Below are 20,287 nucleotides of genomic sequence, written 5' to 3'. Positions count from 1 at the left end.
CTTAAACGATTACAAACTGTATGAAAAATTTTATTTTTAGCTTTTTAGCGCTTTTGCTACTTCCAGCTTACATGTCTGGTCAAGCAATTAAAGGAAAAGTAGTAGACAGTAGTGGAATGGGAATACCTGGAGCGATAATTTCTGCTTCAAATTCCAGAGCTACCGCTGATGCTGATTTCGACGGGAATTTTACAATCAATGCCAAAGTAGGAGAGACTTTAAAAATTACAATGCTGGGTTTTGATAGTGTATCATTAGCAGCAACATCCGCTCCAATGACCATTACATTAAAAGAAGCAGGTGATACTGTATTAAAGGATGTAGTAGTAATTGGATACGGAACAAGAAAAAAAGTAGACAATACTTCAGCAATTACTTCTTTAAAAGCTGAAGATGTTACCAAAACAAAAGTATTAAACGCATCTCAGGCTATTCAGGGTAAAGCAGCTGGTGTTCAGGTTATTTCATCTGATTTACCAGGGAGCACACCTTCTGTAGTAATTAGAGGTTTAGGTACTGCATTAGGAGGAAGATCTCCTTTATACATTGTTGATGGAATGCCAACGGAGAATATCAATAATATCAATACAAATGATATTACTTCGTATGAAATTCTTAAAGATGCTTCATCTTTAGCAATTTATGGTACAAGAGCGGCAAACGGGGTTATCATTATTACAACTAAAAAAGGTAAAGGTGATAAAGTATCAGTAGAAATTGAAAGTTTTGCTGGTTTCAGAAACCCTCTTAAAAAGGTTAAAATGGCAGATGCAAACCAATATGCAGCATATTCTAATGCAGCTTTAGGTACTAATACATTTGCTGCAAATCAACCAGTTAATACAAATTGGCTTGATGCAATTACAAGAACTGGTTCTTATACTCAGAACAACATTTCGATTTCTGGTGCTTCAGAAAATATCAAATACTTTTTTAGTGCAGGTAACTATGAAGAGCAGGCAATCTTAAACGGATTAAACTATGGTCGTACTACTTTTAGAAACAACAACGAGTTTAAAATTTCTAAAAAAGTAACTTTAAGCCAAAATTTAAGTTTTACTTCAGCAAATTCTGCTCCAAAGCCTTTAGGAGCTTTTACAAATGCATATAAACAATCACCTTTAGTTCCGGTACGTTTTTCTGACGGACAATATGGTGTATCTCGTGTTAATGCAAGTGGTGTAGCTAATCAAGTTGGATCTTCATTTAATAATGTTGGTAATCCTGTAGCGCAATTAGACTTTTATAACGAGCAACAAAGAAGTGTAACGTTACAAGGTGGTTTAAAATTAGATTACGAAATTATCAAAGGATTAAAATTCACTTCTCAATTTAATGGTGAATACTATTCCTGGAAACAATACAATTATGAGGATAAACAAGGTATCTGGATGGCAGCAAATCCAAACACAACAGCTGCTGATTATGTAGCTAGCCATAAAAGTGATCCTGTAAATTTATTAACAAGAGGTAGAGAGCAGTATTTTAACTGGAACTTATCGAACTATTTTACTTATAATAAAGTTTTTGGTGGTATTCATGATCTTGAATTAACTGCAGGTATGGAGGCTTCTGTAAAAGGACCAAGAGAAACATTAACAATCGCAAGAAAAAATGTTAGCCCAAATTCTAACTACTGGTCTTTATACAATGCAAAAGATGCACATGGAGTAGAATATGTAGGTGATATCACTAGTTTATATGATGTAACGTACAACGAAAGCAGATTAGCATCTTACTTTGGTCGTTTCCAATATAAATTAATGGACCGATATTTAGTTACCGGAACAATCAGACGTGACGGATCTTCAAACTTTGCAAAAGATTACCGTTGGGGAACTTTTCCATCTTTTGGTTTAGGATGGATTATGACAAAAGAAAACTTCTTATCAAATATCAAAGGTCTTGATTTAATCAAATTAAGAGGAAGCTGGGGTAAATTAGGTAACCAAAATGTTCCTTTAAACAGCCAGGCTTATGCTTCAGGATTAGATGCTTATTTAGGAGGTTCAATCTTGTACCCTGGAACTACAATTAACTCTCAAATTGATCCAAGTTTATCTTGGGAAATTACAGAAGAAGCTTCTGTAGGTCTTGATTTCGAATTATTCAACAGCAGATTAAAAGGATCAGCAGATTATTATGATAAAAATACAAGCAACGTAATTTTAAATACAAAACCTTATATGTCTTCAGGATTAACAATTGCAACTCCTGCACATGTTGGTAAAGTATCAAACAAAGGTTATGAACTTTCTTTACGTTGGGATGATAAAATTTCAGATAACTTAAGTTACTGGGTTGGAGGAAACTTTTCTCAAAATATCAACAAACTTTCTTCTTTAAAAGATTTTGATATTTCGCCAGTAATTGGAGGAAATTTAGGAAATGGTCAGGATACTAAAATGCTTAACAAAACTTCTGTAGGTCAGCCATTAGGTAGTTTTTATGTATACGAATATGCCGGAATAGATCCTGCAAATGGTAAAATGTTGTACTACAACGCAGCTGGTGATAAAGTAGTTCAAACAGCTTTAGATGCTACTAAAGATAAAAAATATGTAGGTTCAATTTTACCAAAAAATAACTATGGTGTGACACTGGGATTAACTTACAAAAACATCGATTTTTCTGTTGACGGATACGGTACAGGTGGAGCAAAAGTATACAATGGAAAAAAAGCACAACGTTTTACAGGTGAAAATGTAGAAGCTTCTTTAACAAACAACTACTGGACTGCAGCGAATCCTAATGCATCAAATCCAAAACCATTTAATGAAGTACCAGTTGCCTCTACATATTATTTAGAGTCAGGTGATTTCTTTAGAATTAATAACATCACTTTAGGATATAAACTTCCTTTAAATGACACAAGTTTTGTTAACTATTGCAGATTATATGTAAATGCAATTAATCCATTTATTACGCAAAAATTCTCTGGATTTTCTCCTGAGTTAAATGGTGATGGTAATCCTTACGGAAATCAAGGAATTGAGCTTGATGCTTATCCTACTTTAAGATCTTTCGTTGTTGGTGCTAATTTAAAATTTTAATATTATGAAAAAGATATATATATCAATGTTTGCATTGTCAGCATTGTTTTTTACAGGTTGTCAGGACGACTTTTTAGATGTTAATCCTACACAGTCTATACCTACATCTGACACTGAATTATATAATAGTGATAGTGGGGCAAAAACTTTTGTAACTGCAATTTACAGTAAGTTTTTAGATTGGGATATGAGCTCATTTGGATGGATCGGATTAGCGAGTATTACTTCTGATGATGCTGATAAAGGATCATCTCCAGGAGACAGCGGAACAGATAAAGATGTACTGGATGCCTTAACGTACAACTCATCAAACCCATCTGCAGAAAGTACTTTTATTGCTCAATATGATGGTATTAACAGATGTAATCAGGCATTAGCTATTATACCTAAATTAGATAAAGCAGATCCTGCTTTAAGAGAGAGATTAATGGGAGAGGCTAAATTTTTAAGAGCTTTCATGTATTTTACATTAGTAAAATGTTACGGTGGAGTTCCAATTGTAGACCGTTTGCAAAATCCAACTTCTGAAGAAGATAAAAAGATGTTGCTTACCCGTAAACCAGTTGCTGAGGTATATGCTTTTATCGAAAAAGACTTAGCAGATGCAATTGCCGTATTGCCTTTAAAATCAGCTTATTCAGCAGATGAAAAAGAAAGAGCTTCAAAAGGTGCTGCTTATGCTTTGTTAGCAAAAGTGAGCCTGTACCAAAAGAAATGGCAACAAGTAGTGGATAACTGTAATTTGATTACAGGATATTCATTAAACCCAAGCTATGCTAAAATGTTTAGATTAGAAGGTGAAAATGATATTGAATCTATGTTCGAAATTAACGGGCATGGTGCAGTACCAACTAAAGGAATTCAGGGATATTCTAACGTCCAGGGCGCTCGTGGTGCCGGAGGATGGGGATGGGGATTCAATACTCCGTCACAAAGTTTGTTAAATGCTTATGAAACAGGCGACCTTAGAAAAGATGCTACTATTATTTTCAGAAATTCAACTTTATATGATGGAAGAGTAGTGCCGTCTACAGTAGAAAATGCAATGTACAACTTCAAAGCTTATTCTTCATCATTTACAGATGCATGGGAAACAGATGCAAACATCAAATACTTAAGATATGGAGAAGTATTGTTGATGAAAGCTGAAGCTTTAAACGAATTAGGGCAAACTTCTGCAGCTATTCCTTTGTTAAACGACATCAGACACAGAGCTGGTTTAGGAGATACTCCTGCAACTTCTCAGGCTGCTGTTAGAACTGCAATCTGGAAAGAAAGAAGAGTTGAGTTAGCTTTTGAGTTTGACAGATTCTTTGATCTAGTTAGAACTGGTCAGGCTAAAGCCGCTTTTGCAGCTGATAAAAGTGAATTCTTCCCTAACGGAAGAACCTTTACAGAAGGTAAAAATGAATTGTTCCCAATTCCGGCAACATTCATCATACAAGCAAACGGTTTATCACAACAGAATCCTGGTTACTAGTAATTTATAATTCCGAAATCACTTCCTTCGCAAGAAGGAAGTGATTTTTATTAAGCAATCACATAAAAAAAATGAAAATGGTTCGATTTTCACTTCTATTTTTATCACTTACTTTTTTTAACTGTAGCACTACCAATGTAGACAAACAAAAAGAAACAGTATCAACTGAAATTAAATTATCAGATGACCAGCTTTTGGCAACAGTTCAAAAAGAAACTTTTAAATACTTCTGGGATTATGCTGAACCAAATTCAGGATTAGCCAGAGAACGTTACCATCCTGACGGAAATTACCCTGAAAATGATGCACACATTGTAACAACAGGAGGTTCAGGTTTTGGATTAATGGCAATTGTTTCTGGAATATCTCAAGGATATATTACCAAACAACAAGGAGTAGAAAGACTAAATAAAATTGCTGACTTTTTAGGCAAAGCAGATCGTTTTCACGGAGCATGGTCCCACTGGATCGACGGAAATACAGGAAAAGTAAAACCTTTTGGAACCAAGGATAATGGAGGAGATTTAGTCGAAACCTCATTTTTGGTTGCAGGAATGATTACCGTTCGTGAATATCTGAAAGATGGTTCTGAAACTGAAAAAGCTGTAGCTCAAAAATACGATGCACTTTGGAAAGGAGTAGACTGGCAATGGTACACCAATAATAAAAATGTACTGTACTGGCACTGGTCGCCAACCTACGACTGGCAAATGAACTTTCCGTTAGAAGGATATAACGAATGTTTGATTACTTACGTTATGGCAGCTTCTTCACCAACACATACAATTGACCCAAAAGTGTATCACGAAGGCTGGGCGAGAAGTGGCGGAATCGTTTCTTCAAAAACAAAATATAATATTCCGCTTATTTTAAAGCATAATGGAGCAGAAGAATTTGGCGGGCCTTTATTTTGGGCACATTATTCTTATGTTGGACTAGATCCAAATCAATTAACAGACAAATATGCTAATTATTGGAATCTGAATGTAAATCAAACCAAAATCAATTATGAATATTGTGTCGAAAATCCTCAAAAATTTCAGGGTTACGGACCTAATTACTGGGGTTTAACAGCATCATATTCAAGAAATGCTGACGGATCAATAGGATATAATGCTCATATGCCAAGCAATGATCAGGGAGTTATTTCGCCAACCGCAGCAATAAGTTCAATTGTATATACACCAAAAGAATCAATGGCTGTAATTCGCAATTTATACGAAAATCATAAAAAAGAAACTTGGGGAAATGGCGGTTTTTACGATGCCCTTAGTTTACAAAATAATTGGGTAGCAAAACGTTATCTGGCTATTGATCAGGGACCTGAAGTAGTAATGCTAGAAAACTACCGTACCGGATTATTATGGAAATTATTCATGAATGCGCCGGAAGTAAAACAAGGTTTAACCAAACTTGGATTTAAATCCGGAAAATACGGAATCTAAATGAAACAAAAACTAACATTAATAGCACTCTTATTTTCTCTGTTAAGTTTTGCGCAAAGTGAAACCAACGGAAAAATAAAAACGGTTGTGATGACCCATTATGAACTGGGTTATGCCTTACATAAACCAGCCAATACAAAAGAGAAAAAGCCATTAATTGTTTTTATTTCAGGAGATGGAGAAAAAGGGACAGATATCGAGAAAGTAAAAATTCACGGGCCTTTAAAGTATTTAAAAACTCATGCATTAGATGCTTACGTTCTGGCTCCACAATGCAAAGAAGATGAAAACTGGAGTATTGAATCTATTTATGAATTGATTTTAAAAATTCAGAAAGAGAATAAAATAGACTCTAACAGAATATATGTTACAGGATTAAGTTCCGGAGGTTGGGCTGCGTGGAATTTAGCGCTTTCCTATCCTGACAAATTTGCGGCATTAGTGCCAATTTCAGGTTTTGTTGATTTGATAGAGTTAGAAAGTGCCTGTAAAATTGCCAATATACCAACCAGAATTTTTCACGGATTATTAGATGATGTGGTAAAAGTAGATTATGCCATAACCATTTACAAAGAGCTGAAAAAATGCAACGCTAAAGATGTGCAGCTAACCATTTTTGATGATGCGGGCCATGATAGCTGGACAAGAGTTTATGACAATCCTGAAATATACGACTGGATGTTTAAGCAAATAAAAACAAATACAAACAAATAAGTATAGATAGAATGAAATCGATACGATTCTAAATAAAATGAAGAATAGCGGTTTCATGTTCCATTAAAAATACAAATATTAAATACACATGAAAAACAAATTAGTCTTACTATTTTTAGGATGTGCTGTTTTGGGTTATGCTCAAAAAAAGAACACTAAAAGTACAGTAAAAATTAAACCAAAATCAGAGTTTGTAGCAGAACTATTGTCAAAAATGACATTAGACGAAAAATTAGGCCAGCTTAATTTACCAACTTCTGGAGATATAACTACAGGACAGGCAAACAGTTCTGATGTGGCTAAAAAAATTGCTGAAGGTAAAGTTGGAGGTTTATTCAATATTAAATCTGTTCAAAAAATCAGAGAAGTACAAAAAATAGCTGTTGAAAAAAGCCGTTTAAAAATTCCGTTGATTTTTGGAATGGATGTTATTCATGGTTACGAAACCACATTCCCAATTCCGTTAGGATTATCTTGTACATGGGATATGGGCTTAATCGAAAGAAGTGCGCAAATCGCAGCTCAGGAAGCAAGTGCAGATGGTATCAACTGGACATTTTCTCCAATGGTAGATGTATCTCGTGACCCGCGTTGGGGAAGAGTTTCTGAAGGTTCAGGAGAAGATCCGTACTTAGGAAGTCAAATTGCAAAAGCAATGGTAAACGGGTACCAACAACATGATCTTTCGAAAAACAATTCGATCATGGCATGTGTAAAACACTTCGCTTTATACGGTGCTCCGGAAGCAGGTCGTGATTACAACACTGTTGATATGAGCCATATCAGAATGTTTAACGATTATTTTCCACCTTACAAAGCAGCAGTTGACGCCGGAGTAGGTTCTGTAATGGCATCTTTCAACGAAATTGACGGAATCCCCGCAACAGGAAACAAATGGTTAATGACTGATGTTTTAAGAAAACAATGGGGTTTTAAAGGTTTTGTTGTAACAGACTTTACCGGAATTCCGGAAATGATCGAACACGGAATGGGAGATCTTCAGGCAGTTTCTGCTTTATCTCTTAATGCAGGTGTTGAAATGGATATGGTTGGAGAAGGTTTCTTAGGAACATTAAAAAAATCTCTTGATGAGAAAAAAGTAACGATCGAAACAATCGATAATGCTGTTAAATTAATTTTAGAAGCAAAATACGATTTAGGATTATTTAGCGATCCATATAAATATTGTGATGCGAACAGAGCTAAAACTGAAATCTTTACAGCAAGCAGCAGAAAAGAAGCAAGATCAATCTCTGCGCAATCATTAGTTTTATTAAAAAACCAAAATCAGGTATTGCCACTCAAAAAATCAGGAACAATTGCTCTTATCGGGCCATTGGCAGATGCAAAAGAAAATATGCCGGGAACCTGGAGTGTAGCTACAAAAATGGAAAATGCCATTTCACTTTTAGCCGGAATCAAAGAAGTAGCAGGACCTTCTACAAAAGTATTATATGCAAAAGGCAGCAACTTAGATTACGATGAAACGTTTGAAACAAACGCAACCATGTTTGGTAAAACCTTACACCGTGATGGTCGCTCAAAAGAAGAATTATTGGCAGAAGCTTTAAAAGTAGCCAATCAGTCAGATGTAATTGTAGCAGCACTTGGAGAATCTGCAGAAATGAGTGGAGAATCAAGCAGCCGTACAAATCTTGAAATTCCTCAGGCTCAAAAAGATTTATTGAATGCTTTATTAAAAACAGGAAAACCAGTAGTATTAGTTTTATTTGATGGTCGTCCTTTAGTGATAAAAGAAGAAAACGAAACTGTTCCTGCTATCCTGAACGTTTGGTTTGCAGGTAGCGAAGCAGGTTATGCTATTGCAGATGTATTATTTGGAGATGTAAATCCTTCGGGAAAATTAACATCAACTTTCCCAAGAAGCGTTGGTCAATTGCCAATTTACTATGCACACAAAAATACAGGAAGGCCACTTTCTAACACAGAAGGGAAATTCGAAAAATTCAGATCAAACTATATAGACGAAAGAAACGAACCATTATTTCCATTTGGTTTTGGTTTAAGCTACACCACTTTTGACTATTCAAACCTGAAGATCTCATCTGATAAAATGAATCCAGGCGGCAAATTGAAAGTAACAGTAGATGTTGCCAATACAGGAAATTATGACGGAAAAGAAACCGTTCAGTTATACATCAGAGATTTAGTAGGTTCTGTAACAAGACCAGTTAGAGAACTTAAAAATTTCCAAAAAATAGCACTTAAAAAAGGAGAAAAACAAACCGTGACTTTCGAGATCACAGTTGAAGATTTAAAATTTTATAATTCTGATTTACAATTCGTAGCAGAACCTGGACAGTTTGATGTTTTCGTTGGCGGAAATTCAACTGCCGACAAGAAAGTTAGTTTTGAATTAACTAAATAGTTGGTTTTATTGATTAGTAATTAGCCCTTCGTATGGTTAGCGAAGGGCTTTTTTTAGCCTTTTAGTCTGATAAAACGCAGTAATTATTTACAATTTATGCTGTCAGACTTAAAAAAAATATAAATCTTAATTTCTACATAATGAATACAATGAAACCATTTACTGCATTTTTTTCGATGTTTGTACTAGTTGTTTTTTCATCTTGTACCGCTTCAAAAAATGGTATTGTGGCACATCGTGGCGCATGGAAAAAAAATAATCTGCCTGAAAATTCAATTGCATCTTTAAGACACGCAATTGATTTAAAACTTACAGGTTCAGAATTTGATGTCTGGAGAACAGCTGATGATTCATTAGTAATCAATCACGACGCACATTACAACAAGTTGCTTATCGAAGAGACAAATTATGCCGACTTAACAAAGTATAAACTCTCTAATGGAGAAAAGCTTCCAACTTTGCATGAGTACATCACAGAAGGGAAAAAAAATAATAAGCATACCCTTTTAGTCTGCGAAATAAAACCTTCAGAAATAAGCAAAGAAAGAGGAAAGGAAACTGCTGTAAAAGCAGTACAGACCATAAAGAAACTTAACGCAGACAAAATCACCTCTTACATTAGTTTCGATTACGAAATCCTGAAACAAATTCGACAAATAGATCCTGTAACTTCTTTACAATACCTTGAGGGAAACAAATCTCCGGCAACAGTAAAATCAGATCATATTACAGGTGTTGATTTTCATTACTCCGTTTTTCAAAAACACCCGGAATGGATACAGGAAGCAAAAGACAATAAGATTACGCTCAACGTCTGGACCGTTAACGATGCTGAGGTTATGGATTGGATTATCAAAAATAAGTTTGATTACATCACCACCAACGAACCTGAATTGTTGAATCAAAGAATAAAAAACAAAAAATAAAATGAAAAAAATGTCTCAACTCGTATCAATACCACTTTTGCTGCTTTTTTTCGTTTGCGGCAATCATACATGGGCACAAAAAACAACTATTCCGGGTAAAACAGAATGGTTTGATCCAAATAAAAAAGCAACAACATACTGTAATCCAATAAACATTGGATACAATTATACAACTGAAAATCATAACGGAATACCAGAATCCAGAAGATCCAGTGCAGATCCGGTTATTATAACCTACAAAGGCGAATATTATTTGTTTGCTACCAATCAGGCAGGATATTTCTGGAGTAAAGACATGTCAGACTGGAAATTTGTATACGGAAGTTTCCAAAGAAAACCTGCAGATGATGATCAGTGTGCTCCGGCTGCATGGGTCGTAAACGACACGTTGTTCTATGTAGGCTCCACCTGGAAAAGAGATCATCCAGTCTGGAAAACAGCCGATCCAAAATCAGGTCAATGGTTGCGACATGTAGATAAAGCTATGTTACCAACATGGGATCCTGCCATTTTTCAGGATGACGATAAAAAAGTATACATGTACTACGGTTCAAGCGGAAAATTACCACTTGTAGGAGTAGAAGTAGATTATAAAACCTGGCTTCCAAAAGGAAACCAGGCCGATTATGCCCAATTATACAAAGCGACAGAAGTCGAAGATATTCAGCGTCCTTACGGACAAATCAAAGAAGTAGTTGGTTTAGATCCTTCAGCTCACGGTTGGGAACGCTTTGGACCTAATAATGACATGGAACCTGCACCTTGGGGGAATTTTATCGAAGGAGCATGGATGACCAAACACAACGGAAAATATTATATGCAATACGGAGCACCTGCAACCGAATTTAAAGGTTATGCAAACGGAGTTCATGTAGGGAATAGTCCGCTGGGACCTTTTACCTATCAAAAGCACAACCCGATGTCTTATAAACCGGGAGGATTTGTAATTGGTGCTGGACACGGAAACACATTTGCAGATAATTATGGCAATTACTGGAATACCGGAACTTGTAAAATATCAATAAAAGACCGTTTTGAGCGTCGTATTGATATGTTTCCTGCCGGATTTGATAAAGATGATGTCATGTATTCGATCACTTCTTACGGAGATTTCCCAATAATGCTTTCAACCAAAAAACGCAATCAGGAAAAAGGAGCTTCTTCCGGCTGGATGTTGCTTTCATATAAAAAACCTGTCACTGTTTCTTCTGCAGAAGAATGTATGGAAGTCGAAACGCACCGAATGGATAATGGAGGTAAAAAAGTATACGAGAAATTTTGTTACGGTGCTGATAACCTGACCGATGAAAATATACAGACTTATTGGTCAGCCAAAACAGCTAATCCTGGTGAGTGGCTGCAATTAGATTTAGGCAGACCAATGCAAATAAATGCATTACAGATTAATTACGCAGATCATAAAGCAACCCAGTTTAACAAAGCAATGGATATTTATTATCAATATAAAATTTACATGTCTGATGATGCAGTAAATTGGAAATTGGTAGTCGATAAATCCAGAAATGCCAAAGATGTACCGCATGATTATGTGGAGTTAACAAAAGCCATAAAAGCACGTTACATTAAAATGGAAAATATTCACAATGCTTCAGGTTTATTTGCAATTTCTGATTTCAGAGTCTTTGGAAACGGGCTGGCAGAAAAGCCAAAAGCAGTTTCTGAATTTAAAGTAAACAGAAATACAGCTGATTCCAGAAATGCCATAATCTCATGGAAAAAGCAGGCAGATGCTATTGGTTATAATATTTATTACGGAATTGAACCGGGTAAACTTTACAACAGTATTATGGTTTATGATGACAGTTCGTATGATTTTAGAGGTTTGGATAAAGGAACGAAGTATTATTTTACAATTGAAGCTTTTAACGAAAACGGAATTGGCGTAAAAAATGAATTATTAGAAGTAAAATAATTTTAGTTTTATTTTTGGAAAAGGAGATATAAAATCGATGTGATTTCTTAAAGAATTTTGTTCCTTTGTAACACAACCAAAAAATACTACATAACCTATGAAAAAAACGATTCTTTTAACTGTTTTGGTTTTAAACGGATTGACATCTTTTGCACAGTCAAATGATGAAAAAAACATTAAATTATTTTACAAAAAAGCTTTAACCGAATCGAAGTGTTATTCCTGGTTAGAGTATTTATCTAATGATATCGGTGCACGATTATCAGGTTCACCAACTGCAGAACAAGCCGTTCAGTACACCAAAAGACAGCTTGAAAGTTTAGGTCTTGATAAAGTTTATCTGCAAGAAGTTATGGTGCCTCACTGGGTTCGTGGTCAAAAAGAAACCGCCTATATTTTAGATGGAAAAACGAAAACAGTTGTACCAATTTGTGCCCTGGGCGGATCAGTTGCAACACCAAAAACCGGACTAACAGCTGAAATTGTAGAAGTACAGGGAATTAATGAACTAAAAGAATTGGGGGATAAAGTAAAAGGGAAAATTGTGTTTTTTAACAGACCAATGAATCCTGAAAACATTGAAACTTTTGTATCATACGGCGCTTGTGTGGATCAAAGATTTGCCGGAGCAAAAGAAGCTGCTAAACTTGGAGCTGTAGGATCAATTGTTCGTTCAATGAACTTACGTTTAGATGATTTTCCTCATACAGGCGCTCAAAGTTATGGCGATTTACCAAAAGAGCAATATATTCCAACAGCAGCCATTAGTACAAACGGAGCAGAGTTATTAAGTAAATCATTAAAAGCAAATCCTGCTTTAAAATTTTATTTCAAACAATCCTGCGAAACATTACCGGATGTATTGTCTTATAACGTAATTGGAGAATTAACAGGAACTGTAAACCCATCCAACATTATGGTAGTTGGCGGACACTTAGATTCATGGGATCTAGCTGATGGTTCACATGATGACGGAGCAGGAGTAGTACAAAGTATGGAAGTAATTCGCATCCTGAAAAACTTAAACTACAAACCTAAAAACACCATTCGTGTAGTATTATTCATGAATGAAGAAAACGGAGGAAAAGGCGGAGCCAAATACGAAGAAGTTTCGAAGCAAAACAATGAAAACCATATTTTTGCCTTAGAAAGTGATTCAGGAGGATTTTCTCCTAGAGGATTTTCAATCGAAGCAGATGATGCCAATTATAAAAAAATAAAAGAGTATAAAGATCTTTTTGAGCCTTATTTAGTACACAGTTTTACAATTGGACACGCAGGTTCAGATATTGGACATTTAACTTCTAAAGCAATCGTTAAAGCAGGTTTAAAACCAGATTCACAACGTTATTTTGATTATCACCATGCAGCAAATGATAAATTTGATGCCATCAATAAAAGAGAACTGGAACTAGGTGCCGCCACAATGACAACGTTAATGTATTTAATGGATCAAAACGGAATCGTTCTTCCAACAGCAAATTAAGATTTTTAAAATCGATATATTAAAAGCTACAAGTTTATACTTGTAGCTTTTTTGTTTAGAAATTATCGAATTAAAATCATTAAAGCCTCATTACAACCCAATAATACAAAAAGGTTATCGGAATATTAGAAAGAAGAATAAGTGCTTTAAAAGCGATATCTTTTCGGTATTCCGGTAAGTATATAAACCGATCTGTTAAATGAGTGAGCATGATGAGGTTTAAAAGTATTGCCGATGCTGCAAAAGGCCAGGCAATAACCAAAATAGTAGGGCTTTCATTTGAAACGATATAAAGTACAAATAAAAGCGTACTGATTATAAAAGTGCCAACAGCTAATTCTGTTGATTGTCTTTCTTCAAAAATTTTGTCATGAGTTTTCATAAATTTAAATTTTAAAAGCTTGTTGAATAGATTTAACAGGCATAAAAAGCATTTTCGAAAAATCCAGATAATGAAACGGAAGTGCTTGTTTTCCTCTTTTGTATTGCTGTATGAAATATTTTATTTGTGTTGGATAAAAGAGTGTACTAGTTGTTATAACCAGAAATAAGTAAAGGCTTTTTTTTCCATTTCCTAAAAGATAATACTGCATTCCAATTTCTTCATAAACAGAAACTCCTGTGTTGGTCAAAACATGCATAACATCATGATCTTCCAATTTTTCCTGAATATCAAAATTATTCTTGTATAGAAAATTGCCTAAACCAAATCCTAAACTATTTTGAGGATAGCTCATCAATTCCTCCTTTTTAATTTTCCAGGATTCGTTTTTCTTAAAATATTTTTGATAAGGCTCTTTACTGGACTCGTACAATTTTTCAAAACAATAATCTTTCATAAAGTTTATTTTTAAAAGTTCTTTGAAATTCAAAGTAAATAATTAAAGAAAAAAGCTAACAGGTTTAAAGATTAGCTTTTTATAGATTTTTAGTAATTGTCAATAATCGTTTTAAGCAAGTCTGAATTGGCGAGATCAACAGGGGCAACCACTTTTTCTTCAAGAGGTATTTCGTTGCCATATCTTTCTTTTAATATCTTCTGAACTCTTGGATCGCTTAAATTAAAATCTTTCAGTTCTCTTAATTTCGAAAGTTCAATTCCGGCTGCATTTTTATAGATTTTCCAGACTAATTCAGAACAGTAAATTCTTGTATCTGTCCATTCAAAGTAGGCATCATATTCTTTTCCGTTAAACTGGTGACTATAATCTTTCATCTTTTCGAGCACTTCAGGCGTCAAAACGGTATCAGCATTTTTTAATCTTTTAACGACATATTTGCTGTCCTTTCCATGCGCAGTCCAATCTTCAAAAAGAGTAAGTTTTACAGGCTGAACCGCTTCAAAAACATACCATTTCCCGTTCATATTGTAAATAATACCACAATGAGAAAACTTAGAATTAGTAGCAATACGTACTGCTTCGCACTGTGGAGACTGAGAAGTCTGAAAAATGATATCGCCATTTTTAAGCTTGCTTAGAATTGTATTTTCTGTTTTAGTCTTTGAAAACGGATTGTTTGGAAAAACAGACATTGCTACAAACAATGCACAGCCAAAACTCAACAGAAATGTAATTCCAAGAAACAGGTATTTTTGTTTTTTCATCTTTTTAAAATTGAATGCTAAAAGTACTTTATAAAGTTTTAGGTCAATTATTATTTTTAAATATTTTAACTAAATCAAAAAGAACTTTGAATTACAAAGTAAATAATAAAAAAAATAGCTACCAAATAAATGATAGCTATTTTTTTGAATATTTTTTTACGAAATATTAGATTCTGAAAATCCCGCCCACAGCAATAATTCTTTGAAAAAAGAAGAAATCCTGCGAAGCTTTATCATCATTACTTTGTGTAGTTCTAATATCCTGCATGTTGATGTAACCACCTTTTAGCTCTCCCTGAATATAGAAATATTTGAAGAAAGTAAAGTTAATTCCGGCTTTTGCAGATAAACCATATCCGGAAATATGAAAATCATCATGACGTTCCATTCCTAATAAAGTTGTATTTGTTTTTGGATATAAAACTCCAACTCCTAAACCTTCAGTTAAGTTAATCTGAACTTTATCTGTATTAGGTAAACCAAACAATTTCGAAATATCGTCATGTCTGGAAACCTCAGTATTAATATAGTTCAAACCATCTGTATGTTCGTACATTAAAAAAGCAGGAGGATTTCCCTGAGCAACACCTTTATCATAACCGCCTTCAATAGCACCATGTTGAGACATATCTACAGGTGTATTATTATATACTCCATTGTAATAAGATCCAGCCTGATCAGCAGGTAAATTAATATTACCGGTAACATTCGCCGTTTGATTTTGGGTCATCACATACTTCATGTGGTCCCAGCCAATCGAAACACTGTAATGGTCGCTAATGAAATATCCCATTCTAAAGTTAGTTTGCGGAATCGTCATGTTTACCGGATTTACATAGTCAACATGCCATCCTTTAGGTTTATCATGAGCTTTCATATCCGCAACCGTAAAGTTGTAATCCTTACCTCTGAAATTTACATCAGATTTAGTGTAACTGTCTCTGTTTCCTCCCCATGAAACGAAGAATTTTCCTTTGTTATGTGCAGTGTATCTTTGTACTGCGATTTCTTCCTGAGCAAATGTGTTTACAGAGAAACACAACAAGAAGAAAAATAAAATATTTGTTTTCAATGAAAATAGTATTAAAAAATTAAAATGAGTTAACTGTTTTTCTGATAGCAACCAACTTGGTCATTAAGCCTTCAAAATAATCTAAATGTAACATGTTGGCACCATCACTTTTAGCATTTGCAGGATCAAAATGAGTTTCGATAAAAATACCATCAACACCTACAGCGATACCCGCTTTGGCTACAGTTTCGATCATATCAGGTCTTCCGCCTGTAACACCAGCCGTTTGGTTAGGTTGTTGCAAAGAGTGCGTTACATCAAGAACCGTAGTCGCATATTGCTGCATAGTAGGAATTCCTCTGTAATCAACAATCATGTCCTGGTAGCCAAACATAGTACCACGATCTGTAACGATTACATTCTCGTTATGGCAATCCAATACTTTTTGCACCGCGTGTTTCATGCTTTCCGGACTCATAAATTGTCCTTTTTTCAGGTTGACCACTTTTCCGGTATTTGCCGCAGCAACAACCAAATCAGTCTGACGTACTAAAAATGCAGGGATTTGCAAAACATCTACATATTGTGCAGCCATATCAGCATCTTCATTAGTATGAATATCTGTTACGGTTGGAATGTGAAAAGTTTCTGAAACTTTTCTTAAAATTTTTAATGCTTTTTCGTCACCAATTCCTGAAAAACTATCAATTCTGGAACGGTTTGCTTTTTTAAATGATCCTTTAAATACATAAGGAATCTCAAGTTTGTCGGTAATACCAACTAATTTTTCAGCAATTCTTAGAGCCATTTCTTCTCCTTCGATAGCGCAAGGCCCCGCCAATAAAAAGAAATTACCGCTTTCAGTATGCTTAATTTGTGGAATATGTTGTATGTTCATAATATGATTTTTTGACAGCGCAAAGGTAGTTATGATTTATGAATAGCAGATTAAGATTTAAGTTTTTTTTAAGAAGCTTATCCTGCTATCCGCTGCAATATTTATCTCCAAATCCTTTTTTCCTGGCCTTTACAGGAGCTTCCTCCGGTCGCTCTGTAAATACCGGAAAAAACAGGCTTTCTCAATAAATGATTTTCGCTTCTATCAGGGCTAAAAATGCTGTGGCATTATAAAATCGAATAGAAAATTTTGTGTAATCATAAATGTTAAATAAAAAGCAATATTAAGATATCGAAAGAAACCATTAAATGACATTTGTCATATTATAGTAATCGTGGTGCTTTTCTATTTTACAATTTTTTTCCAGACTTAATATTTAGTGCTGATTTAGATTTTGGACACGGGCGTGAAGCTCTCCATAGAGAAGTGAGATATTGTAAAATAAGATCTTTTACTTTTCGTAAGATCTTTTTATAAAATACTGAATAATCATGATTACTATAAGAATAATAATAAGAAGAAAGTCAAGAGTAATAATTCCCAATAATCCCATTCCGCATCGATAAGGAGTTTCTTTCATACTTTCTGCAAAATTGTATGAAGCAATATAAAACGATACAATTGACAAAATGATTTGTAGAATAAAACTAATAAGGCATACCATTCCAAATTGTAATGAAATGGTTTCACCAATTGCTTTTCGGCCATATATTAGCTGAAAGAGCAATGGCAGAATAATTAAAATAAAAGGAGATGTTCCGTACATAAATTTAATTCTTAAATAAAAGTTTTATGTATGAAAATCTAATTGTCCTTCAGTCTCAATCCCATCGGAACCATTAAAATTCCTTTTTCATAAATATTCAAATAAAGTTTTATGGGCTTTTTTTGACCTTCCCATTTCAATTCGTAGACATTTAAAAATCCGGCTCCCATATCACTTCTTTTGGTAGGAAAGGGACAACAGGTTTCAAGTCGGGTATAGGTTATTTTTTCACCGTTTGGACCAGCAAGAGCATTTAAAAAACGAGTTTCATTTAAAGCTTCATCCTTAGTATTTCTAAAAAAAATATTAACCGGATAATCAGGGTCATAACCGTATTTTTTATCGGTGCTGAAAAGTGTAATCACAAAAGTATTGTCCTTTTTTAAAACTAAATCAGGAGCATTATCATCAACATTTTTTAAGGTTGATCTTGTACTGACACAAGATGTTGCAGTAAGCATCAAAATGATAAAAAGAGCTATTTTTTTCATGGTTTATGGTTATTGGTATTACAAAAGTAAACGTTTTTATCTACAGCTTAAAAGATTTTAAAAACCTGTTAAATCTGTAAAGTCTTCTTGCGAAAAATTAGTTTTCAACGTTCTTTGAATTTAGTTTTAAAACACCAATTACAATCAGATATTGTGCCACAAGATAAGTGAGCATAATGAAAAATGAACTTTTTTGAATTGCAGTATGAAATTTATTGACTGCCAGAATACTATCCGAAACAACAAATACGGCTGCACCCAAAAAAATGTATAAAGCACCGTTTTTCTGCCAGATTAAATACCCGTTAAAAGCAAATAAAAGCATGGTCGAAATTACTGCGGCATACACAATTACAGGAATTTTTAAATCGCCTAAAGAAGGCATCAAAACATAAATCATTCCAACTAAATAGAATGCAATAACAAGACTTCCAATTCCAAAAAGAGGCTTGTTGATCTGTATTTCTCCGGTAATTTGCTTGTTAAACAACACACAATAAGTAATGTGAGCAATTAAAAAAGACACCAGTCCCAGAATAAAGTAGATTTCGCCTATATCGGCAAAAAGTAAAATAACATCTCCAATCCAGGAAAAAAGCAATGCGGTTAAAAGAATATTTTTTGAGGGGAATTTTTGGCGAAAATAAACGCCAAATCCTAATAACGGAATCAAAATTGGTTTTAAAAATAAATCCAGATTTTCATATCCGGAAAGGAGCACAATGAGATATAAAATGCTAAATACAATATAGATTTTAAAAAATGCAGTATTTTTCATAAGCGGTTTATGAATTTATTGGTTGGGTTTGGATGGTTTTAAAATCAATAGTTACAAAGTAAATCGTTATCAAAAACGAAAGACTTAAATAACCTAAAATAATATAATTACTTGCAGAAAAAACACGATTTAAGCCAAACCAGTCTCCGTAATAGGCTATAATTCCAATAGCAATCATAAAACGTAAACCTTCCCAAAAAATGGCATATTTACTTTTGTCCATTAACTCTGTGTAACTATAAATCGTTATCAGAATAAAAAAGCCATAAATAAAAATATTGGGCAAGCCAATTTTGGCAATATTGTCAAATAGATATGTTACAAACAAAAGCGTGATTAAAACTTGTGCAACAGACCAATAAATTAGCTTTTGTGAGTTTTGTGTGCCATATTTATCAAAATCAAAAACATTTTCGATTTTGTTTACAGGATATTTTTCTTCAAAATTTTCAGGTCGCCAGCCCGTTGGCCTGAACCAGATTGTAAATTTATCTTTCCAGTTTTCAGATCTCCAGGCATCTTTTATCAGTAAAGTTAAATGCTGAAAATTAATACGGATCGGGTTCCAGGTATGTGCCGGTCTTGTGATACCAAAAATAGGCGGAACGTCATCTAATTCAGCCTGGAAAGTACCAAAAAGCTTATCCCAGAAAATAAAAATCTGCGAATGGTTTTTGTCCAGATATTCGGGGTTTATGGCGTGATGTACTCGATGATGCGATGGTGTAACAAGTATATATTCCAGAAAGCCCATTTTTTTAATGTGTTTGGTATGATACCAAAATTGCAGGAATAAATGAAGCGGTAAAGTAATCGCAATTACTGAGGCAGGAACCCCTAGTAAAGCTGCCGGAATAAGTAAAAAGGTAAATAAATTGGCTAAACTCGCAATAGGCTGACGTAAAGCACAGGCAAGATTAAACTCTTCGCTGCTGTGATGAATAGCATGTTTGTTCCAGAAAAGATTGATTTGATGCGCCCAGCGATGGCTCCAGTAGCCATAAAAGTCGATAACAAAAAAGGCAATGCAATAGGAGAGAACATTTGCTTCCTGATGAAACAGGGCGATTTTAGAAACCATCCATTCATAAGAAATAAAAGTAAGGCTTAATCCTAAAACATCTTTAACAGAATTGGTAATTCCTGAACTAATACTGGACACGCTATCGATCAAAGGTGCAGTATCGTCCTTTTTGTAAATGCCGTATATTTTTTCAATTATAATTAAAACTAAAAAAATAGGCGTTGCGATTATCAATATCTTTCCATATTCTTCCATAAAATAAACATTCTATTTTATTCAAATATAA

Annotated in this window: 17 protein-coding genes; 8 read left to right on the top strand and 9 right to left on the bottom strand. The window is 34.3% G+C overall.

The features are described 5' to 3' along the window. The first annotated feature begins 20 nt into the window (after positions 1–20). The 8 genes from A4F88_RS12950 to A4F88_RS12915 all read left to right on the top strand — a co-directional run bounded on the left by A4F88_RS12950 (position 21) and on the right by A4F88_RS12915 (position 13,426). Positions 21–3,053: a SusC/RagA family TonB-linked outer membrane protein gene (locus A4F88_RS12950; RefSeq protein WP_068843037.1), complete on the top strand. Its 3,033-nt coding sequence runs from the start codon at positions 21–23 to the stop codon at positions 3,051–3,053. A 4-nt stretch (positions 3,054–3,057) separates the two neighbouring features. Beyond that, positions 3,058–4,533 carry a RagB/SusD family nutrient uptake outer membrane protein gene (locus A4F88_RS12945; RefSeq protein WP_068843036.1) on the top strand — a complete coding sequence of 492 codons (1,476 nt, stop codon included), beginning with the start codon at positions 3,058–3,060 and terminating at the stop codon, positions 4,531–4,533. 77 nt (positions 4,534–4,610) lie between these two features. Then, a complete protein-coding gene (locus A4F88_RS12940; protein ID WP_178368475.1) occupies positions 4,611–5,978 on the top strand; it encodes a glucoamylase family protein in 1,368 nt (455 codons plus the stop codon). Then, positions 5,979–6,692, top strand: a complete 714-nt coding sequence (locus A4F88_RS12935) for a carboxylesterase family protein (protein ID WP_068843034.1) — start codon at positions 5,979–5,981, stop codon at positions 6,690–6,692. A gap of 88 nt (positions 6,693–6,780) precedes the next feature. Continuing rightward, positions 6,781–9,081 carry a beta-glucosidase BglX gene (bglX, locus tag A4F88_RS12930; protein WP_068843033.1) on the top strand — a complete coding sequence of 767 codons (2,301 nt, stop codon included), beginning with the start codon at positions 6,781–6,783 and terminating at the stop codon, positions 9,079–9,081. 140 nt (positions 9,082–9,221) lie between these two features. After that, complete coding sequence (locus A4F88_RS12925; protein WP_068843032.1) at positions 9,222–10,007, top strand: glycerophosphodiester phosphodiesterase family protein; 786 nt, start codon at positions 9,222–9,224, stop codon at positions 10,005–10,007. 10 nt (positions 10,008–10,017) lie between these two features. Beyond that, entirely contained in the window at positions 10,018–11,940 is a 1,923-nt protein-coding gene (locus tag A4F88_RS12920) for a discoidin domain-containing protein (protein ID WP_394332898.1), read from the top strand. A gap of 97 nt (positions 11,941–12,037) precedes the next feature. Beyond that, positions 12,038–13,426, top strand: coding sequence for a M20/M25/M40 family metallo-hydrolase (locus A4F88_RS12915; RefSeq protein WP_068843030.1), 1,389 nt, complete (start codon positions 12,038–12,040; stop codon positions 13,424–13,426). Positions 13,427–13,505: 79 nt separating this feature from the next. Here the strand turns inward: A4F88_RS12915 and A4F88_RS12910 are convergent, their stop codons facing one another. From A4F88_RS12910 to A4F88_RS12870, 9 genes are all read right to left on the bottom strand, one after another. Beyond that, complete coding sequence (locus A4F88_RS12910; RefSeq protein WP_068843029.1) at positions 13,506–13,808, bottom strand: hypothetical protein; 303 nt, start codon at positions 13,806–13,808, stop codon at positions 13,506–13,508. 4 nt (positions 13,809–13,812) lie between these two features. Next, entirely contained in the window at positions 13,813–14,265 is a 453-nt protein-coding gene (locus tag A4F88_RS12905) for a hypothetical protein (RefSeq protein ID WP_068843028.1), read from the bottom strand. An 89-nt stretch (positions 14,266–14,354) separates the two neighbouring features. Then, positions 14,355–15,032 (bottom strand): YiiX family permuted papain-like enzyme, encoded by a 678-nt coding sequence (locus tag A4F88_RS12900; RefSeq protein WP_068843027.1) that lies wholly within the window; start codon positions 15,030–15,032, stop codon positions 14,355–14,357. A gap of 166 nt (positions 15,033–15,198) precedes the next feature. Beyond that, positions 15,199–16,104, bottom strand: a complete 906-nt coding sequence (locus A4F88_RS12895) for a hypothetical protein (protein WP_068843299.1) — start codon at positions 16,102–16,104, stop codon at positions 15,199–15,201. Positions 16,105–16,123: 19 nt separating this feature from the next. Then, positions 16,124–16,942: a 3-deoxy-8-phosphooctulonate synthase gene (gene kdsA / locus A4F88_RS12890; RefSeq protein ID WP_068843026.1), complete on the bottom strand. Its 819-nt coding sequence runs from the start codon at positions 16,940–16,942 to the stop codon at positions 16,124–16,126. A gap of 451 nt (positions 16,943–17,393) precedes the next feature. Further along, positions 17,394–17,708, bottom strand: coding sequence for a hypothetical protein (locus A4F88_RS12885; RefSeq protein ID WP_068843025.1), 315 nt, complete (start codon positions 17,706–17,708; stop codon positions 17,394–17,396). Positions 17,709–17,746: 38 nt separating this feature from the next. Next, positions 17,747–18,199: a 2-dehydro-3-deoxyphosphooctonate aldolase gene (locus A4F88_RS12880; protein ID WP_068843024.1), complete on the bottom strand. Its 453-nt coding sequence runs from the start codon at positions 18,197–18,199 to the stop codon at positions 17,747–17,749. Positions 18,200–18,296: 97 nt separating this feature from the next. Next, positions 18,297–18,977 (bottom strand): lysoplasmalogenase, encoded by a 681-nt coding sequence (locus tag A4F88_RS12875; protein WP_068843023.1) that lies wholly within the window; start codon positions 18,975–18,977, stop codon positions 18,297–18,299. A 7-nt stretch (positions 18,978–18,984) separates the two neighbouring features. Beyond that, positions 18,985–20,256: a sterol desaturase family protein gene (locus A4F88_RS12870; RefSeq protein WP_068843022.1), complete on the bottom strand. Its 1,272-nt coding sequence runs from the start codon at positions 20,254–20,256 to the stop codon at positions 18,985–18,987. Positions 20,257–20,287 lie beyond the last annotated feature (31 nt).

Origin of the sequence: Flavobacterium chilense, from assembly GCF_001602525.1 — a bacterium.
In the GTDB taxonomy this organism is placed as follows: domain Bacteria; phylum Bacteroidota; class Bacteroidia; order Flavobacteriales; family Flavobacteriaceae; genus Flavobacterium; species Flavobacterium chilense.
The sequence above is the reverse complement of the archived record's forward strand: the minus strand, read 5'-3'. Positions and strand labels throughout refer to the sequence as shown.

Bases quoted from the DNA above. Each gene is read 5' to 3' on its own strand.
- A4F88_RS12880 (WP_068843024.1), bottom strand. From the start codon at position 18,199: ATGAAAAAAATAGCTCTTTTTATCATTTTGATGCTTACTGCAACATCT.
- A4F88_RS12900 (WP_068843027.1), bottom strand. From the start codon at position 15,032: ATGAAAAAACAAAAATACCTGTTTCTTGGAATTACATTTCTGTTGAGT.
- A4F88_RS12935 (WP_068843034.1), top strand. From the start codon at position 5,979: ATGAAACAAAAACTAACATTAATAGCACTCTTATTTTCTCTGTTAAGT.
- A4F88_RS12940 (WP_178368475.1), top strand. From the start codon at position 4,611: ATGGTTCGATTTTCACTTCTATTTTTATCACTTACTTTTTTTAACTGT.
- A4F88_RS12910 (WP_068843029.1), bottom strand. From the start codon at position 13,808: ATGAAAACTCATGACAAAATTTTTGAAGAAAGACAATCAACAGAATTA.
- bglX (WP_068843033.1), top strand. From the start codon at position 6,781: ATGAAAAACAAATTAGTCTTACTATTTTTAGGATGTGCTGTTTTGGGT.
- A4F88_RS12905 (WP_068843028.1), bottom strand. From the start codon at position 14,265: ATGAAAGATTATTGTTTTGAAAAATTGTACGAGTCCAGTAAAGAGCCT.
- A4F88_RS12875 (WP_068843023.1), bottom strand. From the start codon at position 18,977: ATGAAAAATACTGCATTTTTTAAAATCTATATTGTATTTAGCATTTTA.
- A4F88_RS12885 (WP_068843025.1), bottom strand. From the start codon at position 17,708: ATGTACGGAACATCTCCTTTTATTTTAATTATTCTGCCATTGCTCTTT.
- A4F88_RS12915 (WP_068843030.1), top strand. From the start codon at position 12,038: ATGAAAAAAACGATTCTTTTAACTGTTTTGGTTTTAAACGGATTGACA.
- kdsA (WP_068843026.1), bottom strand. From the start codon at position 16,942: ATGAACATACAACATATTCCACAAATTAAGCATACTGAAAGCGGTAAT.
- A4F88_RS12950 (WP_068843037.1), top strand. From the start codon at position 21: ATGAAAAATTTTATTTTTAGCTTTTTAGCGCTTTTGCTACTTCCAGCT.
- A4F88_RS12920 (WP_394332898.1), top strand. From the start codon at position 10,018: ATGTCTCAACTCGTATCAATACCACTTTTGCTGCTTTTTTTCGTTTGC.
- A4F88_RS12870 (WP_068843022.1), bottom strand. From the start codon at position 20,256: ATGGAAGAATATGGAAAGATATTGATAATCGCAACGCCTATTTTTTTA.
- A4F88_RS12945 (WP_068843036.1), top strand. From the start codon at position 3,058: ATGAAAAAGATATATATATCAATGTTTGCATTGTCAGCATTGTTTTTT.
- A4F88_RS12925 (WP_068843032.1), top strand. From the start codon at position 9,222: ATGAATACAATGAAACCATTTACTGCATTTTTTTCGATGTTTGTACTA.